Source organism: Streptomyces sp. NPDC079020, from assembly GCF_044542225.1.
In the GTDB taxonomy this organism is placed as follows: domain Bacteria; phylum Actinomycetota; class Actinomycetes; order Streptomycetales; family Streptomycetaceae; genus Streptomyces.
In genome coordinates, this window is record NZ_JBITUB010000005.1 from 212,901 (window position 1) to 239,777 (window position 26,877).

General features: G+C 71.4%; 24 protein-coding genes and 1 pseudogene. 8 read left to right on the forward strand and 17 right to left on the reverse strand.

Translation table 11 applies throughout. The features are described 5' to 3' along the window. Positions 1-148: 148 nt before the first annotated feature. The gene (locus ACIGJO_RS12770) at positions 149-1,354 is read left to right on the forward strand and encodes an ROK family protein (protein WP_399956283.1); all 1,206 of its coding nucleotides are present in this window, start codon (positions 149-151) and stop codon (positions 1,352-1,354) included. A 573-nt stretch (positions 1,355-1,927) separates the two neighbouring features. Beyond that, on the forward strand, positions 1,928-2,614 hold the full coding sequence (locus tag ACIGJO_RS12775; RefSeq protein WP_399956286.1) for a transglycosylase SLT domain-containing protein: 687 nt from the start codon (positions 1,928-1,930) through the stop codon (positions 2,612-2,614). Positions 2,615-2,668: 54 nt separating this feature from the next. Here the strand turns inward: ACIGJO_RS12775 and ACIGJO_RS12780 are convergent, their stop codons facing one another. Continuing rightward, positions 2,669-4,000, reverse strand: a complete 1,332-nt coding sequence (locus ACIGJO_RS12780) for an N-acetylmuramoyl-L-alanine amidase (protein WP_399956289.1) — start codon at positions 3,998-4,000, stop codon at positions 2,669-2,671. 301 nt (positions 4,001-4,301) lie between these two features. Between ACIGJO_RS12780 and ACIGJO_RS12785 the strand changes: the two genes are divergently transcribed. Next, positions 4,302-6,515, forward strand: a complete 2,214-nt coding sequence (locus tag ACIGJO_RS12785; protein WP_399956292.1) for a germacradienol/geosmin synthase — start codon at positions 4,302-4,304, stop codon at positions 6,513-6,515. On the opposite strand, the gene ACIGJO_RS12790 is transcribed toward ACIGJO_RS12785, so the two are convergent. The 7 genes and pseudogenes from ACIGJO_RS12790 to ACIGJO_RS12820 form a co-directional block, all read right to left on the reverse strand. Beyond that, positions 6,491-6,679, reverse strand: coding sequence for a glycoside hydrolase family 95-like protein (locus ACIGJO_RS12790; RefSeq protein ID WP_399956296.1), 189 nt, complete (start codon positions 6,677-6,679; stop codon positions 6,491-6,493). The genes ACIGJO_RS12785 and ACIGJO_RS12790 overlap by 25 nt on opposite strands. Before the next feature lie 137 nt (positions 6,680-6,816). After that, positions 6,817-7,350, reverse strand: a pseudogene (locus tag ACIGJO_RS12795) (glycoside hydrolase N-terminal domain-containing protein); the annotation flags it as partial. A gap of 179 nt (positions 7,351-7,529) precedes the next feature. After that, entirely contained in the window at positions 7,530-8,030 is a 501-nt protein-coding gene (locus ACIGJO_RS12800; protein ID WP_399956299.1) for a hypothetical protein, read from the reverse strand. A gap of 107 nt (positions 8,031-8,137) precedes the next feature. Then, the gene (locus ACIGJO_RS12805) at positions 8,138-9,304 is read right to left on the reverse strand and encodes a thiolase domain-containing protein (RefSeq protein ID WP_399956302.1); all 1,167 of its coding nucleotides are present in this window, start codon (positions 9,302-9,304) and stop codon (positions 8,138-8,140) included. Next, positions 9,297-10,349, reverse strand: coding sequence for a thiolase domain-containing protein (locus ACIGJO_RS12810; RefSeq protein ID WP_399956305.1), 1,053 nt, complete (start codon positions 10,347-10,349; stop codon positions 9,297-9,299). Before ACIGJO_RS12810 ends, ACIGJO_RS12805 begins: the two co-directional genes overlap by 8 nt. Continuing rightward, on the reverse strand, positions 10,350-11,306 hold the full coding sequence (locus tag ACIGJO_RS12815; protein WP_399956308.1) for a Zn-ribbon domain-containing OB-fold protein: 957 nt from the start codon (positions 11,304-11,306) through the stop codon (positions 10,350-10,352). 15 nt (positions 11,307-11,321) lie between these two features. Beyond that, positions 11,322-12,122, reverse strand: a complete 801-nt coding sequence (locus ACIGJO_RS12820) for a crotonase/enoyl-CoA hydratase family protein (protein WP_399956310.1) — start codon at positions 12,120-12,122, stop codon at positions 11,322-11,324. A gap of 168 nt (positions 12,123-12,290) precedes the next feature. Between ACIGJO_RS12820 and ACIGJO_RS12825 the strand changes: the two genes are divergently transcribed. The 3 genes from ACIGJO_RS12825 (at position 12,291) to ACIGJO_RS12835 (ending at position 16,304) form a co-directional block, all read left to right on the forward strand. Further along, positions 12,291-13,919, forward strand: a complete 1,629-nt coding sequence (locus tag ACIGJO_RS12825) for an acyl-CoA synthetase (protein WP_399956313.1) — start codon at positions 12,291-12,293, stop codon at positions 13,917-13,919. Positions 13,920-14,118: 199 nt separating this feature from the next. Then, the gene (locus ACIGJO_RS12830) at positions 14,119-15,189 is read left to right on the forward strand and encodes a nitrous oxide reductase family maturation protein NosD (RefSeq protein WP_399956316.1); all 1,071 of its coding nucleotides are present in this window, start codon (positions 14,119-14,121) and stop codon (positions 15,187-15,189) included. 35 nt (positions 15,190-15,224) lie between these two features. After that, positions 15,225-16,304: a methyltransferase gene (locus ACIGJO_RS12835; RefSeq protein ID WP_399956319.1), complete on the forward strand. Its 1,080-nt coding sequence runs from the start codon at positions 15,225-15,227 to the stop codon at positions 16,302-16,304. Positions 16,305-16,400: 96 nt separating this feature from the next. On the opposite strand, the gene ACIGJO_RS12840 is transcribed toward ACIGJO_RS12835, so the two are convergent. The 7 genes from ACIGJO_RS12840 to ACIGJO_RS12870 form a co-directional block, all read right to left on the reverse strand. Next, positions 16,401-16,733: a TcmI family type II polyketide cyclase gene (locus tag ACIGJO_RS12840; protein ID WP_399956322.1), complete on the reverse strand. Its 333-nt coding sequence runs from the start codon at positions 16,731-16,733 to the stop codon at positions 16,401-16,403. Between the two features lie 22 nt (positions 16,734-16,755). Further along, a complete protein-coding gene (locus ACIGJO_RS12845; protein WP_399956325.1) occupies positions 16,756-17,235 on the reverse strand; it encodes an SRPBCC family protein in 480 nt (159 codons plus the stop codon). 2 nt (positions 17,236-17,237) lie between these two features. Continuing rightward, positions 17,238-17,495: an acyl carrier protein gene (locus tag ACIGJO_RS12850; RefSeq protein ID WP_399956327.1), complete on the reverse strand. Its 258-nt coding sequence runs from the start codon at positions 17,493-17,495 to the stop codon at positions 17,238-17,240. A gap of 16 nt (positions 17,496-17,511) precedes the next feature. After that, entirely contained in the window at positions 17,512-18,762 is a 1,251-nt protein-coding gene (locus ACIGJO_RS12855; protein ID WP_399956330.1) for a ketosynthase chain-length factor, read from the reverse strand. After that, positions 18,759-20,027 carry a beta-ketoacyl-[acyl-carrier-protein] synthase family protein gene (locus ACIGJO_RS12860; RefSeq protein WP_399956333.1) on the reverse strand — a complete coding sequence of 423 codons (1,269 nt, stop codon included), beginning with the start codon at positions 20,025-20,027 and terminating at the stop codon, positions 18,759-18,761. Before ACIGJO_RS12860 ends, ACIGJO_RS12855 begins: the two co-directional genes overlap by 4 nt. Next, positions 20,024-20,473, reverse strand: coding sequence for a cupin domain-containing protein (locus ACIGJO_RS12865; protein WP_399956336.1), 450 nt, complete (start codon positions 20,471-20,473; stop codon positions 20,024-20,026). Before ACIGJO_RS12865 ends, ACIGJO_RS12860 begins: the two co-directional genes overlap by 4 nt. Positions 20,474-20,569: 96 nt before the next feature. Further along, a complete protein-coding gene (locus tag ACIGJO_RS12870; RefSeq protein ID WP_399956339.1) occupies positions 20,570-21,688 on the reverse strand; it encodes a TcmI family type II polyketide cyclase in 1,119 nt (372 codons plus the stop codon). A 266-nt stretch (positions 21,689-21,954) separates the two neighbouring features. Between ACIGJO_RS12870 and ACIGJO_RS12875 the strand changes: the two genes are divergently transcribed. Together ACIGJO_RS12875 and paaK are read left to right on the forward strand one after the other, a co-directional pair. After that, positions 21,955-23,616 carry an FAD-dependent oxidoreductase gene (locus tag ACIGJO_RS12875; protein ID WP_399956342.1) on the forward strand — a complete coding sequence of 554 codons (1,662 nt, stop codon included), beginning with the start codon at positions 21,955-21,957 and terminating at the stop codon, positions 23,614-23,616. A gap of 147 nt (positions 23,617-23,763) precedes the next feature. After that, the gene (gene paaK, locus ACIGJO_RS12880) at positions 23,764-25,053 is read left to right on the forward strand and encodes a phenylacetate--CoA ligase PaaK (RefSeq protein ID WP_399956345.1); all 1,290 of its coding nucleotides are present in this window, start codon (positions 23,764-23,766) and stop codon (positions 25,051-25,053) included. Positions 25,054-25,147: 94 nt separating this feature from the next. Here the strand turns inward: paaK and ACIGJO_RS12885 are convergent, their stop codons facing one another. Together ACIGJO_RS12885 and ACIGJO_RS12890 are read right to left on the reverse strand one after the other, a co-directional pair. After that, complete coding sequence (locus ACIGJO_RS12885) at positions 25,148-25,696, reverse strand: class F sortase (RefSeq protein ID WP_399956938.1); 549 nt, start codon at positions 25,694-25,696, stop codon at positions 25,148-25,150. 445 nt (positions 25,697-26,141) lie between these two features. Then, entirely contained in the window at positions 26,142-26,648 is a 507-nt protein-coding gene (locus tag ACIGJO_RS12890; RefSeq protein WP_399956347.1) for a sortase, read from the reverse strand. Positions 26,649-26,877 lie beyond the last annotated feature (229 nt).

The following is a 26,877-nucleotide window of genomic DNA, read 5'->3' on the forward strand; positions in this document are numbered from 1 at the left end:
AGCGGTCTGCAGAGCAGATTCGTGATGCACCTTTGACCTGTCAAGGGCTCAAGCAGCTTTATCCGTACGAGAGTTGAGTCGCACTTAGGCCGATGAACGAACAGCTGACGCCTTGTGAGCAGCGAAAGTCGTCCCTATGGTGACTGCCATGCCTTCGCCGTCGGTTCGCCTCTCCTCGACCGCCCCGAACTCCCCCGGCGAGGTGCTCGCCCTGATCAGTTCGGGGGCGGCCGCGACCCGCGCGGACATCGCCCGGATCACCGGACTGGCCCGCTCGACGGTCTCCCAGCGGGTGGACGCGCTGATCGGGCACGGCTTCGTGGACGAGGACGCGGACGGCGGTTCCACCGGCGGCCGGCCACCGCGCCGGCTGGCGCTGCGGACGGCCGAGCACGCCGTGGCCGGAGTGGACCTGGGGGCCTCGCACTGCCGGGTGGCGCTGATGGACATCGGCGGCACGATGCTCGCCGCCCAGGAGGATCCGCTGTCGATCGGCGACGGACCCGACTCCGTCCTGCGCCATGTGGAGCGCACGCTGCGCACACTGCTGGAAGCGGCAGGGCGCGAGCCGGACACGCTGCGGTCGATCGGCGTGGGGGTGCCGGGGCCGGTGGAGTTCTCCACCGGGCGGCCGGTCGATCCGCCGATCATGCCCGGGTGGCACCAGTACCCGATCCCGGAGTTCTTCGCCGCCCGGTTCGGGGTGCGGGCGCTGGTCGACAACGATGTGAACGTGATGGCGCTGGCCGAGCAGCGGCGCGCCTTCCCCGACTGCCGCTATCTGCTGTACATCAAGGCCGGTACGGGAATCGGCTGCGGGATCGTCGCCGACGGGCTGCTGCACCGGGGGGCGCAGGGCTGCGCCGGTGACATCGGCCATATCCGGGTCGCGGAGCTGGACGACCCGTGCCGGTGCGGCAATGCGGGCTGTCTGGAAGCGGTCGCGGGCGGTGCGTCACTGGCGGCGAAGCTGTCCGGCCTCGGTCTGGAGGCGACATCGGGCAGCGATGTGGTGCGGCTGGTGAAGTCCGGCAACCGCGACGCGGTACGGATGGTCCGTGAGGCGGGCAGGGCGGTGGGCGAGGTGCTGGCCGGTCTGGTGAACTTCTTCAACCCGGACACGGTCGTGCTGGGCGGCGCGCTGGCCGCCGTCCACGACCAGCTGCTCGCGGGGGTCCGGGAGGCGGTCTACCGGCGCTCGCACCCGCTGGCGACGCACGTGCTGCGGATCGAGCCGAGCCGGACGGGCGAGAACGCGGCAGCGGTGGGGGCGGGGATCCTGGCGATCGAGCACGCCCTGTCGGTGGAGCAGGTGGACCGGGTGGTCAGCGGGCGGGGCGCCGGCGTCCGCTGAGGTCCGGGGCCGGGCGGGCGCGCCGGGCGGGACCCGGGTGGTCGGCGGGCGGAGCGCCCGCGCCCGCCGACCACCGGAAGGTGGGCGGGCGGAGCGCTGACGTCCGCCGGGCCCGCCCCACAGCCCTTCCGCCGCTGTTCGCGGCATCCGTCCCGCCGCTCCGGGCGCGCACGTCCAGCCGCTCGCGCACTCCCCCACGGGTTCCCCCACGGCTCCCTCCACGCTCGGTGAAGTCGCCGTGACCCAGCGGCGCACCGGTGCCGCCTCCCCTGCCCCGGCAGGTGAAGCCCGCCACAGGACCTTCGTCACGTACGACTGCGGGTAGTAGCCGTGGCGCCGCTTTCACGGTGCAATCAAACGGCCAAAACGGCTATTCCGCCGGATCTCACGATGAAGGGTAGTAAAGGGGCTCATTGCCTCCCCTCGTTCTGCCCGCTAACCATGGATCCCGGCAAGCACCGAGAACGAGCCCGCGGCCCACGCCCCCCGGCGAACGCGGCCGGGCCATTCGGTACCTGCACCCCCGCGCCGCCGAAGGCCGCCACGCCCGTCCCCCACCGGAAGAGCTCCCGCATGCCTCGCCTCAGCACCATCCGCACCATCCGCATCAGCCGTTCGCAGAAGATCGCCGCCGCCGTGCTCGTCGCGACAGGCTCCGTCACCGCTCTCGCCGCCACCGGCGCGTCCGGTGACGAGCGGCCCGCGGCAGCGCACTCCTCCATCGACGTCAAGCCGATCGCGGCCGCCGGAATACCGGCGACCGGCATCCAGGCGGCCAAGGACGCGGTGATCAAGGACGCGGTGATCAAGGACGCGGCCGCCAAGAAGACCACGGCCGCGAAGACGGAGGCCAAGAAGGCCGCCGTCCTCAAGGCGCACACGTCCGAGCAGGCCGCCAACCGCTCCACCGACCGCAAGGCCGCCGCACCCAAGCAGTACACGAACAACCTGGACGGCTGGATCCGCGAGTCGCTCGACATCATGAAGGCCAAGGGCATCCCCGGCTCCTACGAGGGGCTGCACCGCAACATCATGCGCGAGTCCAGCGGCAACCCGCACGCGGTCAACGACTGGGACATCAACGCCCGCAACGGCGTGCCCTCCAAGGGGCTGCTCCAGGTGATCCAGCCCACCTTCGACGCGTACCACGTCAGCGGTACGCCGAAGAAGCTCACCGACCCCGTCGCCAACATCACCGCGGCGGCCAACTACGCCGCGGACCGCTACGGCTCGATCGACAACGTCGACTCGGCCTACTGAGCCCCGCCCGGCGCGCAGCAGGGGAAGGCCACGCCCTCCCCGCCGCGCCGCGCGTCACCGTACGCGGACCACATCCACGTCCGACGCCCTCACGAAGCCGATCCGGTGTCCGATCTGGACCGTCACGTACTTCTGTCCGCCCGTGAAGTACGTGTGGTCGTAGGGCTTGGAGGAGTCGATCGTCGGCGCGTAGAAGTATCCGGTGGGCGCCTCGCCGCCGCCCGGGAACGCCTGGCCCGCCTTGATCGTGTAGACCAGCGGGCTGCCGACGACCGGTGACGTGTGGTCCTGCGGGTACTCGGACTTCTCCGGGTACGCCACCCCGTACACCGGGACCTCCGCCTTCCCGGCCCTGGGCTTCACCACATGACCGGCCGTCGGTGTGATGACCCGGGCCCCGTCCGGGGTCCGGAGCCAGGCCTTCTTCCCGTACCACCAGATCGCGGTCCACCCCGGGGCCCTGCCCGCGACGACGGCCTGCTGGGTGGCACTGATCTTGCTGCCCCAGTCGGCGGCGCAGTTGGTGCCCGGGGAGCCGTCGGGGTGCAGGCCCGGGTCGGCGAACAGCGGTGAGCCGGTGGACGGTTCGGTGTACAGGGGGACGGCGCTGCTCCCCTGGAGGGGCAGATCGACACCCTTCTCGCAGTCGCGGAAGACCTGCTTGTTCCGCTTGAAGTCCGGGCTGACCGTGATGAGTTCGGCACCCCTGGGGGCGGTCGGCACGGTGGGCCTGCCGAGCAGCGCCATGAAGCGGTTCCAGTCCCAGTACGGGCCCGGGTCCCAGTGCATGTTCCTGGTCCCGGAGGCACTGGTGGGCGGGACTCCGTCGTGGCCGATGATGTGCTGCCGGTCCAGCGGAATGCCGTACTGGGCCGCCAGATGGCGTACGAGCCCGGCTGTCGAGCGGTACATCTCGGGGGTGTACCACTTGGCGCCCTCGGCGGCGAAGCCCTCCTGCTCGATGCCGATGGAGTGGGTGTTGAGATACCAGTTGCCGGCCTGCCAGGCGACGTCCTTGTTCTTGACCATCTGCGTGACATGGCCGTCGGACGAGCGCACCACGTAGTGGGCGGAGGTCTGGTTCAGCGGGTTCTGGAAGATCTTCAGGGTGGTGTCGAAGTCCACTTCGGTGTCATGCAGGACGATGAACTTGATCCTGTTGCTGTGCGGCCGGTCCGCGGTGTCGTAGTTGCCGTACGTCTCCTTGTCGGCCGGGTCGCCGGTCTGCTGATACGCCGCCGGGACCCAGTCGCAGCCGAGGGCGCGCGGGCACTCGGGGCGCACCCCGTCGGCACCCGCCTGGGCCGCCGGGGCGAGCAGGGCGGCGCTCAGCGCACCGGCCGCGGTCAGTGCGAGCGCGAGTCTGGTCCTCCGCTTGGACGTCATGACAACCCTTCTGGGAGCTGGGCGTACCCGATGCGTGCCTGGGGTGATCTCCGTTCTGGGCGGAAACTCTGTGGCGTGTGGTGATGACACGTCAAGAGTGCCGGGCGGATACGTCATTGAGCCACTGGACCAGACCAGTGACGAATGCTCTGACCTGCGAAGCGGCTCGCACGACGTCATTGGCGTTCATCTGACTAATTGACAGTGTGCGTGCCCCGGACGGCCGAAGGGTAGTGCTGCGCGGAAACACCACTGGTCCGCGCGGATGTCGCGCGGCAGCTCCCGGAAAGGCCTGACGCAGATGGCACAGCCCTTCTCACTGCCGGACTTCTATGTTCCGTATCCGGCACGGCTCAATCCTCATGTAGAGGAGGCACGACGGCACACCCGTGAGTGGGCGCGCGGAATGGGGATGCTGGAGGGTTCGGGCATCTGGGAGGAGAAGGACCTGGAAGCACATGACTACGCGCTGCTGTGCGCGTACACCCACCCCGACTGCTCCGCCGAGGCGTTGTCCCTGGTGACCGACTGGTACGTGTGGGTCTTCTTCTTCGACGACCACTTCCTCGAGCTGTTCAAACGCACCCCGGACCGGCCGGGCGGGAAGCGGTATCTGGACCGGCTTCCGGCCTTCATGCCCATGGAGCCCGGCACGCCGATGCCCGAGCCCGCCAACCCCGTCGAGGCGGGGCTGGCCGATCTGTGGGCGCGGACGGTGCCCGCGATGTCGGACGCCTGGCGGGCCCGGTTCGCGGAGTCGACCGAGAATCTGCTGAACGAGTCGCTGTGGGAGCTCGCCAATATCAACGAGGGGCGCATCGCGAACCCCGTGGAGTACATCGAGATGCGCCGCAAGGTGGGCGGCGCCCCCTGGTCGGCGGGGCTCGTGGAGTACGCCACCGGCGCCGAGGTGCCCGACGCGGTGGCCGGCTCGCGTCCGCTGCGCGTGCTGCGGGACGCCTTCTCCGACGGGGTGCACCTGCGCAACGACCTGTTCTCGTACCAGCGCGAGGTCGAGGACGAGGGCGAGAACAGCAACGGGGTACTGGTCCTGGAGACCTTCCTCGGCTGCTCCACCCAGGAGGCCGCCGAGGCCGTCAACGATCTGCTGACCTCACGGCTCCAGCAGTTCGAGAACACCGCGCTGACCGAACTGGGGCCGCTCTGCGCGGAGAAGGGCCTGGACCCGGCGGAGACCACCGCCGTCCTCGCCTACGTCAAGGGGCTTCAGGACTGGCAGTCCGGCGGCCATGAGTGGCACCTGCGCTCCAGCCGCTACATGAACGACGGCGCCACCGGGCAGTCGGCCCCCGCCCCCTGGATGTCCGCCGCCTCGATCAGGTTCACCCCGCGCTCGGAGTCCTCGCGGCTGCGCGGCCGGAGCCATGTGCCGTACCGGCATGTCGGCCCCTCCCTGCTGCCCGACTTCGACCTCCCGTTCCGGACGACGCTGAGCCCGCATCTGGAGGGCGCGCGGGTACGGATGGTCGACTGGGCACGGCGGATGGGCATTCTGGAGGCGCAGCCCGGGGTGCCGGGTTCGCACATCTGGGACGAGAAGCGGCTGCTCGACATCGACCTGCCGCTGTGCGCGGCGGGAATCCATCCGGACGCGACGCCGGAGGAGCTGGACCTCTCCTCGGGGTGGCTGGCCTGGGGTACGTACGGCGACGACTGGTTTCCCGTCGTGCACGGGCGGAGCCGCGATCTGGCCGGGGCGCGGCTGGCCAACGAGCGGCTCTCGCACTTCATGCCGCTGGAAGGCACCGGGACGCCCGAGCCGGCCAACGCGCTGGAGCGGGGGCTCGCCGATCTGTGGCGGCGGACCGTGGTCCCGATGGACGGGGAGCAGCGGCGCGCTTTCCGGGACGGGGTCGAGTCGATGACGGCGAGCTGGCTGTGGGAACTGGCGAACCAGGCGCAGAACCGTATCCCCGACCCGGTCGACTACGTCGAGATGCGCCGTATGACCTTCGGCTCGGACCTGACGATGAGCCTGTGCCGGGTAAGCCACGGACGAAAGGTTCCTGCCGAGATCTACCGGAGCGGCCCGCTCAGGTCCCTGGAGAACGCCGCCGCGGACTACGCCGCGCTGATGAACGATCTGTTCTCGTACCAGAAGGAGATCGAGTACGAGGGTGAGGTGCACAACGGCGTCCTGGTCGTGCAGAACTTCTTCGGGGTCGACTATCCGACCGGCGTGGCGATCGTGCACGACCTGATGAACTCGCGGCTGCGCCAGTTCCAGCACGTGGCCTCGGAGGAACTGCCCGTGCTGTACGACGACTTCGGCCTGGACGCCGAGGTGCGGGAGATCCTGGCGGGCTATGTGCTGGAGCTCCGGAACTGGATGGCGGGCATCCTGATCTGGCACCGGGGCTGCCGGCGCTACCGCGAGGAGGATCTGCGGCACGGCACCGGCGCCCCGTGGCACCTGGGCGGTCCCACGGGGCTCGGCACGTCCGCCGCACGCGTGACGCGGCTGATGGCTCAGCTGTCGGGCAGCAGCGTGTAGCGGCTGCCGGCGCGCGCCCGGAAGGTCTTCCGGCCGCTCGCGAACAGCGTGCTGCGGACCGTCACCCGGCGGGTGCGTCCCGCCGTGATGACGACACGGCGGGACGCACCCGCGGCCCATTCGATGTCGACGGTGAAGCCGCCCCTGGCCCGCAGCCCCCGCACCGACCCCTCGGGCCAGCCCGCGGGGACGACGAGCGTGCCGTCACGCGGGTCGGTGCGCAGGTTGGCCAGCCAGAATTGTGGTGTGCCTTCCGATGGGTGTGGGCGACGGTGGCCAGGGCGGTGGAGAGGTCGAGAGCGCGCCGGCAGGAGCCGTCCGGCGCGGCCGGGGCGTCCGGCAGACGGATGAGCAGATCACCGAGGACCTGATAGGCGCCGTAGCCGCGGCGGGCCTGGCCGAGCGCGGCCGCGACCTCGTCCGGGCCGAGCACGCCCGCACGGTCGAGGTCTTCCCGGACTCCGGTGAGGGCATCCGGTCCGGCGGTGGTCCAGTTGCCGAAGTCGTATCCCTGGACCGATCCCGGACCGCCGGTCCACAGGGTCTTCTCGTTGGGGGTGAGACGTTCGGTGGCGAGTGTCCCGAAGACGCTCGCACCGAGGGCGCCCCCGCCGATGGGCAGCGACTCGCGCTCCCATCCCGCGGCGGGGGTGCTGTACCAGAGCTGGGGTGCGGGCACTTCCGACGGCGCTTGACCAGCGATCGGATCGCTCGATTCATCGGAGGTAACGACTGCTTGCGCCGCTCCGGCGAGCGCCGGAACACTGAGCGCCAGGGCGCCGGTTGCGCCGACCGCCGCCTTCACTGTGGTGCGTCGCGTCATCCCGGATGTCATGGCACCGCACCGTAAAGGTCCGATGACCGGCCCCACAAGACACCGGACGAGATGACCTCTTGGACGGAAGCTCCCCGCCCTTGGGCGGAATGGGCCGGGAGCACCGGAGCGGAAGGCGGCCGGGGCCGGAAAGCCGAAAGCCGCCCGTCGCGGTGCGGGCGGCCGTGCGCAGGGACGTTTCAGCCCTGCTGGAAGAGCTCCGCCGGCAGCGGCTTCAGCAGCGCGTACAGATCGTCGGTGATGGGCCGGTCCCAGCTGGCGATCGTGACGAGCACACCGTCACTGCGGTCGAACTGGACACAGGCGATCCGGCTCTCGGAGAGCTTGATCCGGCGGACGATCAGCAGGTTGTCCCCCTGCATCACCGGGACGTCCTCGGTGCTCGTCACCTCGATCGGCTCGTCGTTCTCCAGGGCGAGCAGCAGCTGCGCCACCTCGAAGGGGACCTGGCCCTCCTCCGTCTCACGGGCGGGCGAGCCCGCCGGGAGATTGCCGATGATCATGGCCGGGCCGCGTCCGCCGTACAGGTCGTAGCGGAGGAAGACGCCCTGGCAGCTCCCGTCGGGAGCGGGAAGCAGACCCGCGCCGAGGTTTCCGGGCCAGTCCCCCGGATCCATGGCCAGGACATCGAAGTCCGGGCCCGCGGGTGTGGCGGCGCTACGGCGACGGAGGAAGGACATGCGGACATGTTACGTGTCCCGGCTCACGTCGCCGAGCCGGGCCCGCGCGCACGGCGGGCGGCGGCGGACACCGGGTGCCCCCGCCGGCCGCGGGACGCGTCGCTGTCTCAGCCGGGTGGCGGCTGAGCTCCGACGAGCCACATCGAGAAGAACTGTGCCCCGCCGCCGTAGGCGTGGCCCAGCGCCCTCCTGGCCCCCTCCACCTGGTGTTCGCCCGCCCGCCCGCGTACCTGGAGGGCCGCCTCGGCGAACCGGATCATGCCGGATGCCCCGATCGGGTTGGTGGAGAGAACTCCGCCCGACGGGTTCACCGGAAGATCGCCGTCGAGTTCGGTGACGCCGGACTCGGTGAGCTTCCAGCCCTCGCCCTCGGAGGCGAAGCCGAGGTTCTCCAGCCACATCGGTTCGTACCAGGAGAACGGCACGTACATCTCGACGGCGTCGATCTCCCGGCGCGGGTCGGTGATCCCGGCCTGCCGGTACACATCGGCGGCGCAGTCCTTCCCGGCCCGCGGCGAGACGAAGTCCTTGCCCGCGAAGAGTGTCGGCTCGCTGCGCATGGCACCGCCGTGCACCCAGGCGGGCGGGTGCGGGGAGCGGGCCGCGCCGTCGCGGTCGGTGAGGACCATGGCGCAGGCGCCGTCGGAGGACGGGCAGGTCTCGGAGTAGCGGATGGGGTCCCAGAGCATCGGCGCGGCCTGGACCTTCTCCAGGGTGATGCCGGGGTCGTGGATGTGCGCGTAGGGGTTCTTCAGCGCGTTGCGCCGGTCCTTGTACGCGACGAGGGAGCCGACCGTGTCGGGGGCGCCGCTGCGGCGCATGTACGCGCGCACGTGCGGGGCGAAGAAGCCGCCCGCACCGGCCAGCAGGGGCTGCTGGAACGGGATCGGCAGCGAGAGGCCCCACATGGCGTTGGACTCGGACTGCTTCTCGAACGCGAGAGTCAGTACGGTCCGGTGGACACGGCCTGCCACCAGGTTGGCGGCGACCAGTGCGGTGGATCCGCCGACCGATCCGGCGGTGTGGACGCGGAGCATCGGTTTGCCGACGGCGCCGAGCGCGTCCGCGAGATAGAGCTCCGGCATCATCACCCCCTCGAAGAAGTCGGGGGCCTTGCCGATGACCACGGCGTCGATGTCCGCCCAGGTCAGCCCGGCGTCGGCGAGGGCGGCCACGGCGGCCTCGCGGACGAGCCCGGCGAGGGAGACATCGTGCCGGGCGGAGACGTGCTTGGTCTGGCCGATGCCGACGACGGCCACGGGCTCCTTAGACATGAGCGCTCTCCCCTTCCAGGACGGCGACCAGATTCTGTTGCAGGCAGGGTCCGGAGGTGGCGTGGGCGAGGGCCCGGTCGGACTCGCCGCGGTGGATCCGGGCGGCGGCCTCACCGAGCCGCACGAGACCCGCGGCCATCACCGGGTTGGCGGCGAGCGCACCGCCCGAGGGGTTCACACTGACCTCGTCCCCCAGCCCCAGCGCCGCACGGAGCACGACTTCCTGGGAGGTGAAGGGGGCGTGCAGCTCGGCGGTGTCGACCGGCCGGTCGAAGGCACCGGCGCGTTCGGCGGCCAGCCGGGTGGAGGGCGAGTCGGTCAGGTCGCGGACGCCGAGGCCGTGGGCCTCGATCCGGTGGTCGATGCCCCGGATCCAGGCGGGTCGCGCGCACAGGGCGCGGGCGGTGTCCCCGACGGCGAGGACCACGGCCGCGGCACCGTCGCCCACGGGCGGGCAGTCGCCGGTCCGCAGCGGCGCCACCACCTGGCCGCCCGCCGGGACGTCCCCGGTGAGCTGGGCGTACGGGTTGGCCGAGGCGGCCGTGCGGCTGCGGGCGGCGATCGCGGCCAGGCCCTGTTCGTCGGTGGCACCCGCGTCGATGAGCGCCTGCGCCTGGAGGGCGGCGAGCGCCACGGAATCCGGCCAGAGCGGGGCCACGTAGTACGGGTCGAGCTGCCGGGTCAGGACATCGCGGACCTCGCCCGGCGAGGACTTGCCGTACGCGTAGACCAGGGCGGTGTCCGCCTCGCCGGTCTGGAGTTTCACCCAGGCCTCGTACAGCGCCCAGGCCCCGTCCATCTCCACGTGCGACTCGGAGATCGGCGGGTACGCGCCGACACCGTCGAGCGCCATGGTGAAGGAGAAGGCCCGGCCCGCCAGGTAGTCGCTGGAACCGGAGCAGGTGAAGCCGATGTCGCTCGCCTTCAGGCCGGTCGCCCCGAGGACCTCGTGCAGGACGGGCATCAGCATGTCGACTTCGGAGAGTTCGTCGGTACGCCGCCGGTGCGCACTCTGCGCGAAGGCCACGATCGCCACGTCTCGCATCTACAGCAGCTCCTTGTACGTGTCGTAGTCGGCGTCGGGCTCTCCGGTGGGCCGGTAGTGGTCGGGGTAGCGGCCGCCCTCGGTCCAGACCGGTTCGACGCGCAGCCCCATCCGCACCTGGTCGTAGGGGATGCCGGCGATCCGGCCGTGCAGCGCGAGGTCGGCGCCGTCCAGGGCGATATGGGCGTAGACGTACGGCACCTCGATGCCGAGGTTCGCCGTGTGGGCGGCCTTGATGTTGACGACGCAGTACGTGGTCACGGTGCCGCGCGGACCGACCTCGACCGGCTCCGCGGTGGCGACGCCGCAGGTGGGGCAGGCACCGCGGGGCGGCACGTACACCTTGCGGCAGGACGGACAGCGCTCGCCGACGGTGCGCCGCTCGGCGAGGGCGTTGATGTACGCGCTCTGGGCCCGGCCGGGGGTGTAGGTGTAGTCGAGCCGGGCGGGGGTGACGATGGTGGTGACCGGGTCGCTGAACTCGCCGCTGTGCCGGACGGGCCGGCCGGTGTCCGCGTCCCCCTCGTACGGTTCGAAGCAGGCGATGTCGGTGATCGCGCCGGTGCGGGCCCCCGCCCAGCGGACGCGGACCCGCATCCCGGTGCGAACGGCCTCGGGGCCCGGGGCGTCCAGGACGTGGAGCAGCGAGGTGTCGGCGCCGTCGAGCCGGACCAGGACCCAGGCGAACGGGGTGTCCAGGGGCTGGTAGCGGCGCGGGTCGGGGTTCCAGGCCCAGGTGGTGACGGTGCCGGTCGCGGCGACCTCGACGAGCTCGCGGAGCTCCTCGGCGGTGGCGGGGTCGTACTCGACGGGCGGTACGAGGACCTTTCCCTCGCCGGTCCGCACGCCGAGCACGGTCTGCTCGCGCAGTCCGGTGAGGAAGGCGCTCTGCACGGGGCCGAGCGAGCGGGTGAAGGGGAATTCGACCACCAGCGGTGCGCTGAGGACTTCGGGCACGGTTGTCTCCTTGGCTCAGGCGCGCCGGTAGACGGGCGGGCGCTTCTCGGCGAAGGCGCGGGCGCCCTCCTTGGCGTCCGCGGTGTCGAAGACCGGCCAGCCGCAGGCGAGTTCGGCCGCGAGGCCGTCGGTCTCGGTCAGCTCGGCGCTCTCGTAGACGGAGGCCTTGACCGCCTCCACGGCGAGCGGTCCGCAGGCGTTGATCCGTTCGGCGATCTCCAGCGCCTTCTCCAGCGCGGTGCCTTCGGGGACCACATGGCCCACGAGTCCGACGCGGGCGGCCTCCTCGGCGCTGTACGGACGGCCGGTGAGGAGCATTTCGAGGGCGTGGGTCCGGGCGATCTGGCGCGGCAGCCGTACGGTGGAGCCGCCGATGGGGAAGAGTCCGCGCCGGACCTCGAACAGCCCGAAGGTGGCGCCCGCTCCGGCGACGCGGATGTCGGTGCCCTGAAGGATCTCGGTGCCGCCCGCCACGCAGTACCCCTCGACCGCGGCGATCACCGGTTTGCGGGGGCGGTGGTGGCGCAGCATCGCCTTCCAGTGCAGGTCGGGGTCGGCCTTCAGCCGGTCCCGGTACTCCTCGCCCGCCATTCCCCCGCCCGCCAGGGCCTTGAGGTCCATGCCGGCGCAGAAGGAACCCCCCGCGCCGGTGAGCACGACCGAGCGGACCGAGTCGTCCGCGTCCGCGGCGAGCCAGCCGTCGTACAGGCCGACCAGCATCGGCAGCGAGAGTGCGTTCTTCGCCTCCGGCCTGTTCAGGGTGAGCACCAGTGTGGCGCCCTCGCGCCGCATCCCGAGATGTTCCGTACCGCCCATTGCCTGCCTCCGTCTCCAGATTCAGAACAGGTTGCAGTAGGCGGGTGTTCAGTTCAATAGTTTTCTGACACTCAGTCAGATTTCTTCGGCGGCCCCTCTTCCCACTTGTGCCGGTCGGCGCTCTAATGACCGCCGAGCCACTCAGCACCCCCGGGGTCAGGAGGAACGGTGGAGTACAACCTTGCCGACCTGTTCGAGTCGGTCGTCGATGTGGTCCCCGACCGCGAGGCGCTCGTCTACGTCGACCATCCGGGTACGGGGGCCGAGCGCCGGCTCACCTACGCGCAGCTGGACGCCGCGGCCAACCGGATCGCCCACCATCTGGCCGGCGCGGGCATCCGGCCCGGCGAGCACCTGGGACTGCACCTCTACAACGGCGTCGAGTACCTCCAGACGGTGCTGGCCTGCCTCAAGGCCCGCATCGTTCCGGTCAACGTCAACTACCGGTACGTGGAGGAGGAGCTGGTCTACCTCTACCGCGACGCGGATCTGGCGGCCCTGGTCTTCGACGCCGAGTTCGGCGAGCGGGTCGCGGCAGCCGCCCCGCAGGCCGCCGGGCTGCGGCACCTCCTCCAGGTGGGGACACCGGCGGCGCACTCCCCGGGGCCGGACGCCGTGGCGTTCACGGACGCCGAGGCCTCCGGGTCCCCCGGGCGCGGCTTCGCGCCGCGCTCCGGCGACGACCAGTTCATCATCTACACCGGCGGCACGACGGGCATGCCCAAGGGGGTGATGTGGCGCCAGGAGGACCTGTTCTTCTCCGGCCTCGGCGGCGGCGCGCCGACCGGCGAGGCCGTGAAGTCCCCTCAGGAGCTGGCCGAGCGGGTGGCCGCGGGCGGTGACGGGATCACCTTCTTCCCCACTCCCCCGCTGATGCACGGCACGTCCACGCTCACCGCGTTCATCGGCTTCAACTTCGGCCAGCGGGTCGTCGTCCACCGCAAGTTCGTGCCGGACGAGGTGCTCCGTACGATCGAGAAGGAGAGGGTCACCAGCGTGTCGCTGGTCGGCGACGCGATGCTGCGGCCGCTGATCGACTCGCTCGGGGGGCCGCTCAGGGGTACGGACTGTTCGTCGCTGTTCTCCGTCTCCAGCTCGGGGGCGATCATGTCCGACTCGGTGCGGGCGGAGTTCCAGGCCCTGGTGCCGACGGTGATGCTGCTCAACAACTTCGGCTCGTCCGAATCCGGCTTCAACGGCACGGCGACGGCCGATTCGGGGCCGGACCGGGGATTCCGGCTCCGGGTCAACTCCCGTACGGAGGTGGTCGATCCGGCCACGTACGAGCCGGTGGCCCCCGGCGAGCCGGGGCGGATCGCGCAGCGCGGACACGTACCGCTCGGCTACTACAACGACCCGGGCAAGACGGCGGAGACCTTCTTCCGCAGGGGCGAGGAGCGGTGGGTCCTGCTCGGCGACATGGCGACGGTCGACGAGGACGGCATCGTCACCGTGCTCGGGCGCGGGTCGCAGTGCATCAACACCGGGGGCGAGAAGGTCTACCCGGAGGAGGTCGAGCAGGCGCTCAAGGCCCATCCGGACGTCTATGACGTCCTGGTCGCCGGGGTGCCGGACGAGCGGTGGGGCAACCGGGTGGCGGCGGTGCTCCAGCTGCGTGAGGGGGCCGGCCCGCTGGACCTCGCGGCGGTGCAGGCGCACTGCCGCACCCGGCTGGCGGGCTACAAGATCCCCCGTACCGCCGTCTTCACCGACCGGATCCAGCGCTCGCCCAGCGGGAAGGCCGACTACCGGTGGGCCCGCTCGGTCGTCGCCACGGGCCCCGGCGCACCGGACTGAGCGGGCCCGGCCCGCACGGGGGGCGGGCCGGACAGCGACGGTGCGGACAGCGGCGGTGCGGACAGCGGCGGGCGGGGTGGGGTGGGACGGGCGCCGGACCGAGCACCGGACCGGGCCGGAGTAAGCCATTCAGGGACCTGGTGTATCCATCCGCTCACCCTGTGTGGCAGGGGTGGGTGATCCCCCATAGCTTCGGCTCATGAGAACAAAACACCTCACATGCCTGGCGGGTATCGCCGCCATCGCAGCATCCGGACTGGCCACGGCCGTCCCCTCCGCCGCCGCCCCCACCGCGGGCCACGTCGTCCGTCCCGGCGAGTCCATCCAGAAGGCCGTGGACGCCGCGCGGCCGGGTGACACGGTCGTCGTCCTGCCCGGCACCTACCGGGAGAGCGTACTGATCACCAAGCCGGACCTGACCCTGGCCGGGTCCGGGGACAGGACCGTGATCCTGCCCGGGACGGCCGCCGAGAAGACCGCCAACGCCTGCGCGAAGGGCGGAAACGGCATCTGCGTCCTGGGCACGAAGGCACAGCCCGTGAACGGAGTCCGCATCCGCTCGCTGACCGTGTCGGGCTTCGCCAAGAGCGGCATCTGGGCCTCCTGGACCGACCGGCTCAGCGTCCACAAGGTGACCTCCGAGAAGAACGGCACCTGGGGCATCGCCCAGGAGAGGTCCACCCGGGGCGCGTTCCGGCACAACACCGCCCGCGACAACGGCGACGCCGGGGTCTTCGTCGCGAACACGGTCGACGAGGAGGACGGGGCCACCGACACCCTGGGCACGGACATCCGCGACAACAGGCTGACCGGCAACCGCATCGGTGTCACCGCCCGCCGGGTCAGGAATCTCGCGATCGACGACAACACCATGACCGGCAACTGCAGCGGTGTGTTCGTCGTGGGCGACGAGTCGAAGCCGAAGGCCGGCGCGATGACCGTCCAGGACAACCGCATCGTCGAGAACAACAAGTTCTGCCCCGAGACCCCCCGGCTGTCGGCCATCCAGGGAACCGGCATCGTCCTCACCGGCAGCGAGGACACCGTCGTCCGCGACAACGTGGTCGAGAACAACGTGGGCGCCACACCGCTGTCCGGCGGCATCGTCCTGTTCAAGAGCTTCGTGGGCGCCCCCAACACCGGTAACTCCATCAGCGACAACGTCGTACGGGGCAATCAGCCGGCCGACCTCGCCGACCGGGACACCGGAACGGGCAACACCTTCGCCCGTAACCAGTGCGGGACGTCCGAGCCCGCGGGGATGTGCTGAGGCGTGTCCCCCCGTACGAGGAGAATCGAGGCGGTATGACCACCGTGAGCCCCACCCCGGCGCCCACCCCCGCCACCCCCGCCCCGGGACAGACGCCCGTCCCCGGCCCGCCCCCGGCCATGCGGCTGCGGGAGCTCGTCTTCGGGGCCGCCTGCGCCGCGGCCGTCCGCGCCGCCGCCCGGCTCGGCGTCGCCGACGCGCTCGGTGAATCGCCCGCCACCGCGGCGGAGCTCGCGAAGGAGGTGAACACCGAGCCCGTACCGCTGCGGCGGCTGCTCCGGGCGCTGTGCTGCTACGGGATCTTCAGCGAGCGGGAGGACGGGACGTTCGTCCACACGGAGATGTCCCGGCTGCTGCGCGAGGACGACCCGAACAGCCTGCGGTACATCTCCCTGTGGTGCACCGAGCCCTGGACCTGGAAGGTCTGGCCGCAGCTCGACGACGCCGTGCGTTCGGGCACGAGCGTCTTCGCCGAGACGTTCGGCAAGGGCTTCTTCGACTACCTCCACCAGGACGCGGCCGAATCGGCCCAGGTCTTCAATCGCGCCATGACCACCTCCAGCAGGCAGTCCGCGCTGGATGTCGCCGAACTGCTCGACCTGACCGGAGTGTCCGTGGTCGCCGACATCGGCGGCGGTCAGGGTCATGTGCTCGCCAGTCTGCTGGACAAGCACCCGGAGGTCCGCGGGACCCTGCTGGACCTGCCGGGCGTGGTGGCGAGGGCCGATGCCCGGCTGCGCGACGGCGGCGACCTCGCCGGGCGGGCGGACATCGTCGCCGGGGACTGCCGGCGGAGCATCCCCGTCGAGGCGGATCTCTACATCATCAAGAACATCCTCGAATGGGATGACGAGAGTACCCGCCGGACCCTGCGCAATGTGGTCGCGGCGGCCCGGCCGGGCGCCCGGGTCGTGATCATCGAGAACCTCGTCGACGACACCCCGTCGATGAGGTTCACCACCGCCATGGACCTGCTGCTGCTGCTCAATGTCGGCGGCGCGAAGCACTCCAGGGACAGCCTGACCGGCCGTCTGTCGGACGCCGGACTGGCCGTCGGCGAGATCCGGCCGGTCAACGCGTATCTGCACGCCTTCGAATGCGTCGTCCCCGGGTAGGACCAGCCCGGTGACCAGCCCTGTGGGACCAGTCCTTGGGCGCACAGGGAATCGCCCCGGATCCGGCACACACCGGATCCGGGGCGATCGCGTGTCTCAGTGGGCGCCGTCGCGCTGCCACCGGTAGAACTCCTGGGCCATCGCGTCCTTGGGACCGCGCCAGGTCTGCGGGTCGTAGGGGCTGACGAAGGCGGTGAGCCGGTCGCTGAGGCTCTTGAACTCCGGGTGCTCCGTCACCTTGGCGATCTCCGGGCCCGGCGGCCGGTCGGACTCGATCAGGTGCATGTAGACATCGCCGAACTGGAACAGCGTGCGCCGTCGGACCCCGACGAGGTGCGGCAGTTCGGTGGTGTCCGACGCGGAGAACAGTTCCGCGATGTCCGGCGCCGAACCCGGCGCCATCCGGGCGACGATCAGTGCGTGGTGCATCGAAGGCTGCCTTTCCGCCCGGTCAGTTGGCCGTGACCGAGGCGGCACGGCGCTCCCGGTCCCGCTGCTCGATCTTGTCCCGGATGAGTTCCATCTGGACGCGGGAGTTGCGGTTGATGTTCGCGGTCATCCACTCGTCGTCGACCGGGGCGTCGGGACGCATCGCGAAATCCTGCTTCCAGTGCATCCTCGTGCCGCCGGGGACCTCCGAGTACTCCCAGCGGATGTTCATGTGCTGGAAGGGGCCCGGCTCGACGCGGCGGGCCGAGACGGTGCGCGAAGCCCGGTCGGTGGTCCGCTCCGAGACCCAGCTCCAGACCTTGCCGTTGTCGTCGGGGTGCATCGTCAGCCGGAACGTCGTCGTCTCGCCCTGCCGCTCGATCACCTCGACCTCCGCGTACTCGCTGAACAGCCGCGGCCATTCCTCCAGGTTGTTCGTCACGTCCCAGACGAGGTCCAGGGGGGCGGCGATGGTGATGTCGTTCTCGGTGTGTCCGGACACTTTCAGGCTCCTGTCACGAGGCTGCTGTTGACGAGGTCGAGGAACTCGCGGGGCGACTTGCACTTGTCCGCGTCGGCCGGCAGCGGTACGCCGTACCGGTTCTCCAGGGCGGCGACGATGCCGAGGAGGCCGAGCGAGTCGAGACCGAACTCGTCGAACGCGGAGGCCGGCCGGCTCTCCATCTCCAGCGGATCGACGCTGACGCCGGCGCCGTTCTTCATCAGCGTGGCGAGTTCCTCATAGGTGAGTTGAGCGGTCATGAAGGGTTTCTCCTTCTCACAGGGGGGTGCCGGGGAGATACCGCAGCACCAGCGCCGCGTTCGATCCCATGAGCCCCCGGCTCAACACGAGCGCCGTACGCAGTTCCGCGGGGCGCGCGCGGCCGGTGACCACATCGAGGTCGTGGCACACGTCGAAGACATTCGGGGTGGGCGGGATCAGGCCGTGCTCCATGGCGAGTACGGCGGCGGCCGTGTCCAGCACCGGCGCACCGCAGTAGGCGCGGCCGGTGCCGGTCTTGGGCGCCGTCACCGGCACCCGCCGGCCGTGTGCGCCCAGGGCGTCGGCGATGGCGAGCGCCTCGGCCCGGTCGGCCGCCGGGACACCGAGCGCGTCCGCGAAGACGACGTCGATCTCCTCGGGCGCGCAGCCCGCCTCCGCCAGCGCGCCGCCGATCGCCCGCGCCAGCCCGCCCCGGGACTCCTCCCACCGGGCCGCCCCGGTGAACGTCGCGGCGTGGCCGGCCAGTTCGGCCCGGCCCCCGGCCCCGCGGGCGAGGGCCGTCGCCTCGTCCTCGACCACGAGCATGGCGCCGCCCTCGGCGGGCACGAACCCGCAGGCGTCCGCGGTGAACGGGCGGTAGGCGCGCGCCGGATCGTCGCAGGTGCTGAGGTCCTCGTACCCGAGCTGGCAGACGACCGAGTACGGGGCCAGAGGGGCCTCGGCCGCGCCGACGACCACGGCGTCGGTGCCTCGCCGCACGGACCGGGCGGCGTGCATGAGGGCGTCCAGCCCGCCGGCCTCGTCGCTGGCCACGACGGCGCACGGCCCCTTGAACCCGCCGCGGATCGAGATCTGCCCGGTGCTGGCGGCGTAGAACCAGGCGATCGACTGGTAGGGCCCGACGTAACGGGATCCCTGGCCCCACAGCCGTTGCAGCTCACGCTGTCCGAACTCGCCGCCGCCTGATCCGGCGGCTGTCACCACGCCCACGCCGTACGGAGTGTCCTCGTAGTCGGCGCGGCCGAGCCGGGCGTCGTCCAGGGCGAGGTCGGCCGCGGCCATCGCGTAGTGCGTGAACCGGTCGGTCTGCACCAGGAACCGTTCCTCGATGAGGGCCACCGGGTCGAAGTCACGGACCTCGCCCGCGACCCGGAGCGGCAGGTGTCCGCAGCCCTCGCGCGACACCGCGTCCAGGACGCTCACCCCCTCCTGGGTCTGTTTCCAGAAGGCTCCGGCGCCCGTCCCGTTGGGGGCGACCACGCCGATGCCGGTGATGACCGGCCGCCGTACTTGCGGGGTTTTCATGGGGTCCTCCCTCCGGGCCGGGTCAGGGCGACGGCGGACTGGAATCCGCCGAAGCCACTGCCGACCGAGAGAACGCTGCGCAGCTTCAGGGGGCGCGCGACACGCGGCACGTAGTCGAGGTCGCACTCGGGGTCCGGCGTCTCGTAGTTCGCCGTCGGGGGCACCGTCTGGTGGATCAGCGCCAGCACGCAGGCCGCGATCTCTATCGCCCCGATGGCGCCGAGCGAGTGGCCGACCATGGACTTGATCGAGCTCATCGGCACCTTGTAGGCGTGCCGGCCCAGTGCCCGTTTCACCGCGGCCGTCTCGTGCCGGTCGTTCTGTTTGGTGCCCGAGCCGTGCGCGTTGACGTAGTCGATCCGCGTGCGGTCGATCCGGGCGTGGTCGAGGGCGGTTTCGATGGCACGGGCCATCTCCAGGCCCTCGGGGGTCAGCCCGGTCATGTGGTAGGCGTTGCCGAAGGTGGCGTACCCCACGATCTCGCAGTGCACGGTGGCGCCGCGGGCGCGGGCGTGCTCCAGATCCTCCAGGACGAGCACGGCTCCGCCCTCGCCCATGACGAAGCCGTCCCGGCCCGCGTCGAACGGCCGGGAGGCGTGCTCCGGGTCGTCGTTGTTGGCGGAGGTCGCCTTGATGGCGTCGAAGCAGGCCACCGTGATGGGGGTGATCGGCGAGTCGGACGCCCCGGCGAGGCAGACGTCGACGCGGCCCTCCTCCACGGCGTGGAAGGCGTAGCCGATCGCGTCGAGGCCGGAGGTGCAGCCCGTCGAGACGGTCTGCACCGGGCCGTGCGCGCCGACCTGTTCGGCGACAGCGGAGGCCAGGGTGCTCGGCGAGAAGGCCCGTTCCAGATGGCGTCCGGCCGGGCGGTGGTCCACGTCCCAGCGGGCGCCGGTCCCGCTGACGGCGACGTAGTCGTGTTCGAGACGGGTGGTGCCGCCGACCGCGGTGCCCATGGAGACCCCGATGCGCCAGGGATCCTCCTTCTCCGGGTCGATCCCGGCGTCGGCGAGCGCTTCCGCCGCGGCCACCAGCGCGAACTGGACATACCGGTCGGAGCGGGCGATCAGCTCCTCGTCCAGGCCGTGCGCGGCCGGGTCGAAGTCGCACTCGGCGGCTATCCGGGAGCGGAAGCCGGCCGGGTCGAAGAGCGTGATGCCGCGCGTCGCGGTACGGCCCGCCGCCAGGAGGTCCCAGAAGGCCGGTGCACCGATGCCGCCGGGCGCGACCACTCCGACTCCGGTGACCGCCACACGCCGGTTCACGAAGCCGCCCCGGTTCGTTCTGGCGGCGCTCCCCGCCCCTGGGTCCCACCGCTTTCCGCGCCGGTCTCCTCGGTGTCCACGTGCCCGAGCTCCGGGCGCGGGGCGAGCGGACCGAGGTGGAAGACCATGCGCGCCTCCACATCGCCCACATTGCGGAAGCGGTGGCGCACGTGCGGCGGGATCAGCAGACCCTGGTCGGGCCGCATGGAGTACGGCTCACCGTCGAGGTCCACCTCCAGGCGGCCCTGCACGACGTACACGAACTCCTCGGAGTACGGGTGGTAGTGCTCGCCGATGCGCTCCCCCGGCTGGACCAGGGCCAGGCCCATGAAGCCGCTGGTGGCGCCCACCGCCGTGGGTGTGAGCATGGCGCGCAGGTCTCCTCCGCGCCTGCGGTTGGGCTGAGTCTCGCCGAGGTCGACGATGCGGGGCCGGAACGTGGTCATTCTGCTCTCCTCCAGGCGCGTTGTACGTGATGGCCGGCGGCGTCGGGTGGTTGTCCGGACGCCGCGGTTGCGTGGTGCCGAGGCACGGTGCGCTGATCAGGACTCCGTGGCCCGGCGGTCGGTGATCAGGCGCATCTCGGACTGGGCGAGGAAGCGCGCGGCCTCCTGATCGGTCGTCGGCAGGCCGTTCGCCCCGCCGGCCAGGAGGCGCCCCAGCACGGCCGCCTTGCGGTGGCCGTCGATCCCGAGCGCCTGCGCGGGCCGCGCGTCGAGCGGGCCGCCCACCTCCAGGAGCCGGACGACGACGTCGTCGCGCTGGAAGATGGTGCTGCTGTCGATGGGGCTGTCCGGGTTGTCGGCCGCCTCCTCGTCCTGTCCCGCCAGCAGCCGGGCGAGCGCCATGCCGCACCCTTCCTTCGCCTGGTAGAACAGCGCGTGCCGCTTGACGTCCTCGGGCTTCTGCCGGCCGGCCGTCACATGGTGGACGGTCGGCAGGGCCGCCCGGGTGAAGAACATCCGGGCCGAGTCGGGATCGCTGAGGTCCCGGTCCTGCTCCAGATAGGGGTTGATCGCTTCCTCGACGGCCCTGACCTCGGGCTGGCGGGCCACATGGCGCAGCGCGGCCAGCAGGTCGCCCTCGACCTCCACGGCCCGTACGACACGGTTGCCGTGCATGAAGAGGGAGGTGCGGCGCAGCCGGGTGTTCTCGTCGACGCGCGCCTTCGGGGAGTCGTAGTCGGCCAGGATCCTGGCGACCGTCTCCTCGCTGCCGGGCTTCACGGTGAACGTGAGGGCGTGGCGCACCACTCCGTCGCCGAGACGGGGCGCGGACTGGAGCCGGCCCTTGACCGGATCCGGGGCGGCCACGAAGGTGTTGCCGGTCTCGCGCAGAATGCTGAAGCGCAGGGACCGGGTGTCGCGTACACAGCCGTGCAGCGGCTGGACCGTCTCGACGTGCTCCTCGCTGTTCACCCAGGCGAGGAAGGGCGGTGCGCTCTCCCATTCGCTGGTGATGAGCCACTGCGAGGGGTTCTCGATGGACTGGCACAGCTGGTCGCTGATGTGTCCGGGGACGGATGCCACCTGGTTGCGCAGGTGCTCGTACGCGTCCAGGAACTGCTTCTGGGCGCCGTCGTGCAGGTCCAGAAGCAGCACGACGCGGAGCCTCGAACCGTCGAAGGCGGACTGCGATGTCCGTTCCGAGAGGGTCGTCATCTTTCGCTCTCCTTCAAGACGGTGCGGCGGCCACGTCCGTGGCCCTTCGTCAACCGTCGGATTCCGGTGGAGTTCACAGCGGGGACTCGCCCGACCGCATGTGTGCCGTCCGCCCCCCACAGCGCGGGCATCGTTCCCTCACTGATCGTGGAACGCTGGTACGGCTGGTGCGAGATTTATGAACCGTTCAGGTGAGCCGACGTCCGAAGCGCTCCCGGCAAGGGCATGGACACTGCGTCCGCACGGCGTCCGAGCTGGAGCAGCAGATGAACGAGAACGTCGACCTCCGCGTACCTGTCCTCATCGTGGGCGGCTCCCTGGTGGGCCTGTCCGCCTCACTTTTCCTGAGCCGCCTCGGCGTCGAGCACCTGCTGGTCGAGAAACACGCGGCCACCTCGATCCATCCCCGGGGGCGCGGCAACAACGTGCGCACGATGGAGGTCTTCCGGGTCGCCGGTGCGGAGCCGCTGATCAGGGATGCCGCATCGGTCCTCGCCGGCAACCACGGCATCCTCCAGGCGTTCTCGCTGACCGGCGACGATCAGGAGTGGCTGTTCAAGGAGATCGACCCCGGCGGCGCGCTCGCGCGTTTCAGCCCGAGCGGCTGGTGCCTGTGCAGTCAGAACGACCTGGAACCAGTGCTGTTGGAGCACGCCCGCGAGCAGGGCGGTGATGTGCGGTTCTCGCACGAGCTGATGTCCTTCTCCCAGGACGGCTCGGGGGTCACCGCGGTGGTGAAGAACCGCGAGAGCGGTGAACACAGCACCGTGCGCGCCGATTACGTCATCGCGGCCGACGGGCCGCGCAGCCCGATCCGGGAGGAGCTGCGTATCGGCCAGTCGGGTCCCGGTGACCTCTTCCACAACGTGAGCATCACCTTCCGGTCCCGGCAGCTCGCGGCGGTGGTCGGTGACCGGCGCTTCATCGTGTGCTACCTGACCAACCCCGAGGCGGACGGGGCGCTGCTGCCCGTGGACAACGAGGAGAGCTGGGTCTTCCACGCCCCCTGGCAGCCCGACCGGGGCGAGACGCTGGAGGACTTCACCGACGAGCGGTGCGCCGAGCACATCCGCCGGGCGGTGGGCGCACCGGGGATCGATGTGGAGATCACCGGAAAGGCTCCGTGGCACGCCGCCGAGCGGGTGGCCGAGCGGTACGGGTCCGGCCGGGTCTTCCTCGCCGGGGACTCCGCCCATGAGATGTCCCCCACCGGCGCGTTCGGCTCGAACACCGGTATCCAGGACGCGCACAACCTCGCCTGGAAGCTGGCCGCGGTGCTCGACGGCGCGGCGGGCCCCGGTCTGCTGGACACCTACGAGGCGGAGCGCCTTCCCGTGGCGAGGGCGACCAGCGCACGTGCCTCGGCCCGCTCCGGCGAGCACAGCCACCCCGGCTACGTCCCCGCTCCGGAGGCCGGGGGGCCGGGAGGTCCGGGAGGTCCGGGCGGCGGGCGGAAGGGCGGGATGCTGCCGGTCGTGCTGGGCTACCGCTACGTCCAGGGTGCCGTGCTGGGGGTGGACCCCGGGGTCGCGGTGGTTCCGGACGGCATGCGGCTGACCGGTGAACCGGGTTCCCGCGCACCGCATCTGTGGGTACACCGGTCCGGCGAACGTGTGTCCACACTCGATCTGTACGAACGGTCCTTCGTGCTGCTCAGCGATGCCGGGGACACGCGATGGCGCCGCGCGGCGGAGCGGGTCGCCGGCCGGCTGTCGGTCCGCCTGGACGCCTTCGGCATCGGTACGGCACCGGGCTCCGCCCTGGAGACCGAGGAGGGCGCCGACTGGGCCGGGGCGCACGGCATCACCGCCGAAGGCGCCGTTCTCGTACGCCCCGACGGCTTCGTGGCCTGGCGGTCGACGGGCTCCGTCGCCGACCCGGAGGCGACCCTGCACGAGGTCCTGACCTCCGTGCTCCACCGGGACTGACACGCACGGGCGGCCGGGACGGCGATCCGCCGGCCCGGCCGGAGATCGGCCGCGCACGCCTCTTGCCAGGGACTCTCCGTCCTGAATTACTGCTCCCGGGAAGATCGACCGAATGATCGGTCGCCCGTTCGGGAGAGGAACACGCGCATGACGGCTCTGCTGGACGCGGCGGAACGGCTCGGCCGCGACGAACTGGAGGCGCTGCAGCTGGAGCGGCTGCGCGCCACGCTTCAGCACGCGTACGAGAACGTGGGCTTCTACCGGGCGGCCTTCGACAAGGCGGGGCTGCTGCCCGAGGACTGCCGTACGCTCCGCGACCTCGCCCGCTTCCCCTTCACCGCCAAGGCCGATCTGCGGGACAACTATCCCTTCGGGATGTTCGCCGTGCCCGAGGACCGGGTCCGGCGGATCCACGCGTCCAGCGGGACCACCGGCCGGCCGACCGTCGTCGGGTACACGCAGCGGGACCTGGACACCTGGGCGGACGTGGTCGCCCGGTCGATCCGGGCCGCCGGAGGCCGTCCGGGGCACAAGGTCCATGTGGCGTACGGATACGGCCTGTTCACCGGTGGACTGGGGGCGCACTACGGCGCGGAGCGGCTCGGCTGCACGGTCATCCCCGCGTCCGGCGGCATGAGCTCCCGGCAGGTGCGGCTGATCCAGGACTTCCGGCCCGAGGTCATCATGATCACGCCGTCGTACATGCTGACGCTCCTCGACGAGTTCGAACGCCAGGGCATCGATCCGCGGACGACATCGCTGCGCACCGGGATCTTCGGCGCCGAGCCGTGGACCGAGGAGATGCGGCGCGAGATCGAGGAGCGCTTCGCGATCGACGCAGTCGACATATACGGGCTCTCCGAGGTGATGGGCCCGGGGGTCGCGCAGGAGTGCGTGGAGACGAAGGACGGACTGCACATCTGGGAGGACCACTTCTATCCGGAGGTCGTCGACCCGCTCACGGGTGAGGTGCTGCCGGACGGGGAGGAGGGCGAGCTGGTCTTCACCTCGCTCACCAAGGAGGCCATGCCGGTGATCCGCTACCGGACCCGGGACCTGACCCGGCTGCTGCCCGGCACGGCCCGGGTCTTCCGGCGGATGGAGAAGGTGACCGGGCGCAGCGACGACCTGGTGATCCTGCGCGGGGTGAACCTCTTCCCGACCCAGATCGAGGAGATCGTCCTGCGTACGGCCGGGGTGGCACCCCACTTCCAGCTGCGGCTGACCCGGCAGGGGCGTCTGGACGCGCTGACGGTCCGGGCGGAGGCGCGGGCCGAAGCCACCTCCGCGGAGCGGACGGCCGCCGCGGCGTCCATCGCGGCGGCGGTGAAGGACGGCATCGGGGTGTCGGTCGGGGTCGAGATCGTGGACCCCGGGTCGCTGGAGCGTTCGGTCGGCAAGATCAGGCGGATCGTGGACCTGCGCGACGAGGGCTGAACCACGGGCGTCCCGGCCGGTGTTCCGCCGGTCCGGCGGCTCGCCTCCCGCTGCCGGGGAGGCTCCGCGGCGCCGGCGGGTGTCCGGGGCGCGGTCAGCCCCTGACCGCGGTCAGCGTCGCGTAGACGACGACATTGCTCCGGTAGCCGGTCTTCCGGCTGTAGTCCCCACCGCAGGTGATCACCCGCAGCTCGGGGCGTTCCGAGGGGCCGTAGACCTTCTTGTCCGGGAACGACTTCTTGTCGTAGACCTCGACGGCGTCGACGGTGAACACCGCCGTACGCCGGTCCGCCCGGACGATCTCGACGGCGGCGCCCTTGGTGAGCAGGCCGAGCTTCTGGAAGACACCGGGGCCGACGCGGGTGTCCACGTGCCCGGCGGTGATCGCGGTTCCCGTCGAGCCGGGGGCCGTGCCCTCGCCGTACCACCCGGCGAGAAGCGGGTTGTTGTCGGGCGGGGGCCGCAACGCCCCGGCCGCGTCCAGGCCCAGCCGCGTCATGGGGGCGTCGACGCGGAGCGCGGGAATCCGCAGGCGGACCGGGTCCGAGGGGGGCAGCGGCCGAACGGCGGGGCGCGCGGCCCGGGAGGGGGCGGCCGTACGGGCGGGCGCCCGGCGTACGGGGGCGAAGTAGGCCTGGGCCATCGGCGGCCTCACCGGCCGGACCGCGGGGGGCGCGAGCTGAGGCGTGGCCTCTGGAGCGACCCGCGCGGGAGCTGCGGAGGCGGACCGCACGGGTGCGGAAGCCACCGGCGCCGCGCTCCCGGGAGCGTGCGAGGGGGGCGCCGGCGAGGCGGCCGGGAGGAGCGCCGACGGGGCGGCCGACGGGGTGCTGAACGCCTGCGCGGCCGAAGGCTGCGGCGGCTCGTTGTCGCGTGTCCCGCTGATCACGAGCACGGTCCCCGCCAGCAGGGCCCAGACGAGGTACTTGGCCGGAGGGGCGAACGAGTGCGGGGACTGGCTGGTCTTGCGCCCGGTTTCCATCGCGTCTGTGCCTCTGCCTCGCTGCGGGTGGGACGGGGGGTCACGGTCCGGCCCCGGATCGACGCGGCGTCCGGGGCCCGTACGGCGTATGCGATGTGGTGTGCCGTCAGGTGCGGACGGCGGCGCCGCTCACGCGGCGGCGCAGCCTGAGCACCCCACCGGCGGCCGCTCCGGCGAGCAGCACACCGCCCACCGCGAGCTGGGTGCTCTGGTTCGCGGGAGATCCGAAGCCGGCGTCGACCGAGCCGCTGGGGGTCCGGCCGACGACCTTGTACGTTGCCGTCAGCTTGGTCCGGGGCGGGCATTTGACGGTGACGGTGTCGATGCCCGGTTCGGCCTCCCGCGGAAGCTGGAACTGACCGACGAGCACTCCCTCGCGGTCACCGGCGAAGAGGTGGAAGTCCCCGCCCAGCTCGGAGACCCCCTTGCCATAGGTCTCCTTGCCGCAGGCCTCGGTGCTGACCGTGACGGTGGAGCCCGCGGAGGCGTGCCCCGGGCGGATGGTGATGGCCCGTTCGGCCGCCGGGCTGTCGGCGGCGACCGCCGTCGGCACCGACAGTCCCAGGGCACTGATGAGCAGGGCGATGCCTGCGCCGACGCGTGTGTTGCGCATGAGGATCCTCCAACGGGAGCAGGGTCCGGCCGGTCTGCGCGGCGCCTCTGCTGTGCTCCGCCTCCGAGGCAACCGACACCCCGTCACCTCCGCAACATGACGCACCGCCAACGGCCTCACCCAGTCAGCCGCAACGACGGCTCCTGCTTGATCGTTTTCGCAGGTCACCGACGCGGGGACGGCCGTGGAGGTGAACCCCCGGGGCGGACGGCGAACGGGCGTACCGGGG

Coding starts and splice junctions, on each gene's coding strand:
- ACIGJO_RS12810 (WP_399956305.1), bottom strand. CDS start 10,349: ATGCGAGACGTGGCGATCGTGGCCTTCGCGCAGAGTGCGCACCGGCGG.
- ACIGJO_RS12775 (WP_399956286.1), top strand. CDS start 1,928: ATGCCTCGCCTCAGCACCATCCGCACCATCCGCATCAGCCGTTCGCAG.
- ACIGJO_RS12875 (WP_399956342.1), top strand. CDS start 21,955: ATGAACGAGAACGTCGACCTCCGCGTACCTGTCCTCATCGTGGGCGGC.
- ACIGJO_RS12780 (WP_399956289.1), bottom strand. CDS start 4,000: ATGACGTCCAAGCGGAGGACCAGACTCGCGCTCGCACTGACCGCGGCC.
- paaK (WP_399956345.1), top strand. CDS start 23,764: ATGACGGCTCTGCTGGACGCGGCGGAACGGCTCGGCCGCGACGAACTG.
- ACIGJO_RS12785 (WP_399956292.1), top strand. CDS start 4,302: ATGGCACAGCCCTTCTCACTGCCGGACTTCTATGTTCCGTATCCGGCA.
- ACIGJO_RS12890 (WP_399956347.1), bottom strand. CDS start 26,648: ATGCGCAACACACGCGTCGGCGCAGGCATCGCCCTGCTCATCAGTGCC.
- ACIGJO_RS12865 (WP_399956336.1), bottom strand. CDS start 20,473: ATGACCACGTTCCGGCCCCGCATCGTCGACCTCGGCGAGACTCAGCCC.
- ACIGJO_RS12800 (WP_399956299.1), bottom strand. CDS start 8,030: ATGTCCTTCCTCCGTCGCCGTAGCGCCGCCACACCCGCGGGCCCGGAC.
- ACIGJO_RS12850 (WP_399956327.1), bottom strand. CDS start 17,495: ATGACCGCTCAACTCACCTATGAGGAACTCGCCACGCTGATGAAGAAC.
- ACIGJO_RS12835 (WP_399956319.1), top strand. CDS start 15,225: ATGACCACCGTGAGCCCCACCCCGGCGCCCACCCCCGCCACCCCCGCC.
- ACIGJO_RS12855 (WP_399956330.1), bottom strand. CDS start 18,762: ATGAAAACCCCGCAAGTACGGCGGCCGGTCATCACCGGCATCGGCGTG.
- ACIGJO_RS12805 (WP_399956302.1), bottom strand. CDS start 9,304: ATGTCTAAGGAGCCCGTGGCCGTCGTCGGCATCGGCCAGACCAAGCAC.
- ACIGJO_RS12820 (WP_399956310.1), bottom strand. CDS start 12,122: ATGGGCGGTACGGAACATCTCGGGATGCGGCGCGAGGGCGCCACACTG.
- ACIGJO_RS12885 (WP_399956938.1), bottom strand. CDS start 25,696: ATGGCCCAGGCCTACTTCGCCCCCGTACGCCGGGCGCCCGCCCGTACG.
- ACIGJO_RS12870 (WP_399956339.1), bottom strand. CDS start 21,688: ATGACGACCCTCTCGGAACGGACATCGCAGTCCGCCTTCGACGGTTCG.
- ACIGJO_RS12840 (WP_399956322.1), bottom strand. CDS start 16,733: ATGCACCACGCACTGATCGTCGCCCGGATGGCGCCGGGTTCGGCGCCG.
- ACIGJO_RS12830 (WP_399956316.1), top strand. CDS start 14,119: ATGAGAACAAAACACCTCACATGCCTGGCGGGTATCGCCGCCATCGCA.
- ACIGJO_RS12770 (WP_399956283.1), top strand. CDS start 149: ATGCCTTCGCCGTCGGTTCGCCTCTCCTCGACCGCCCCGAACTCCCCC.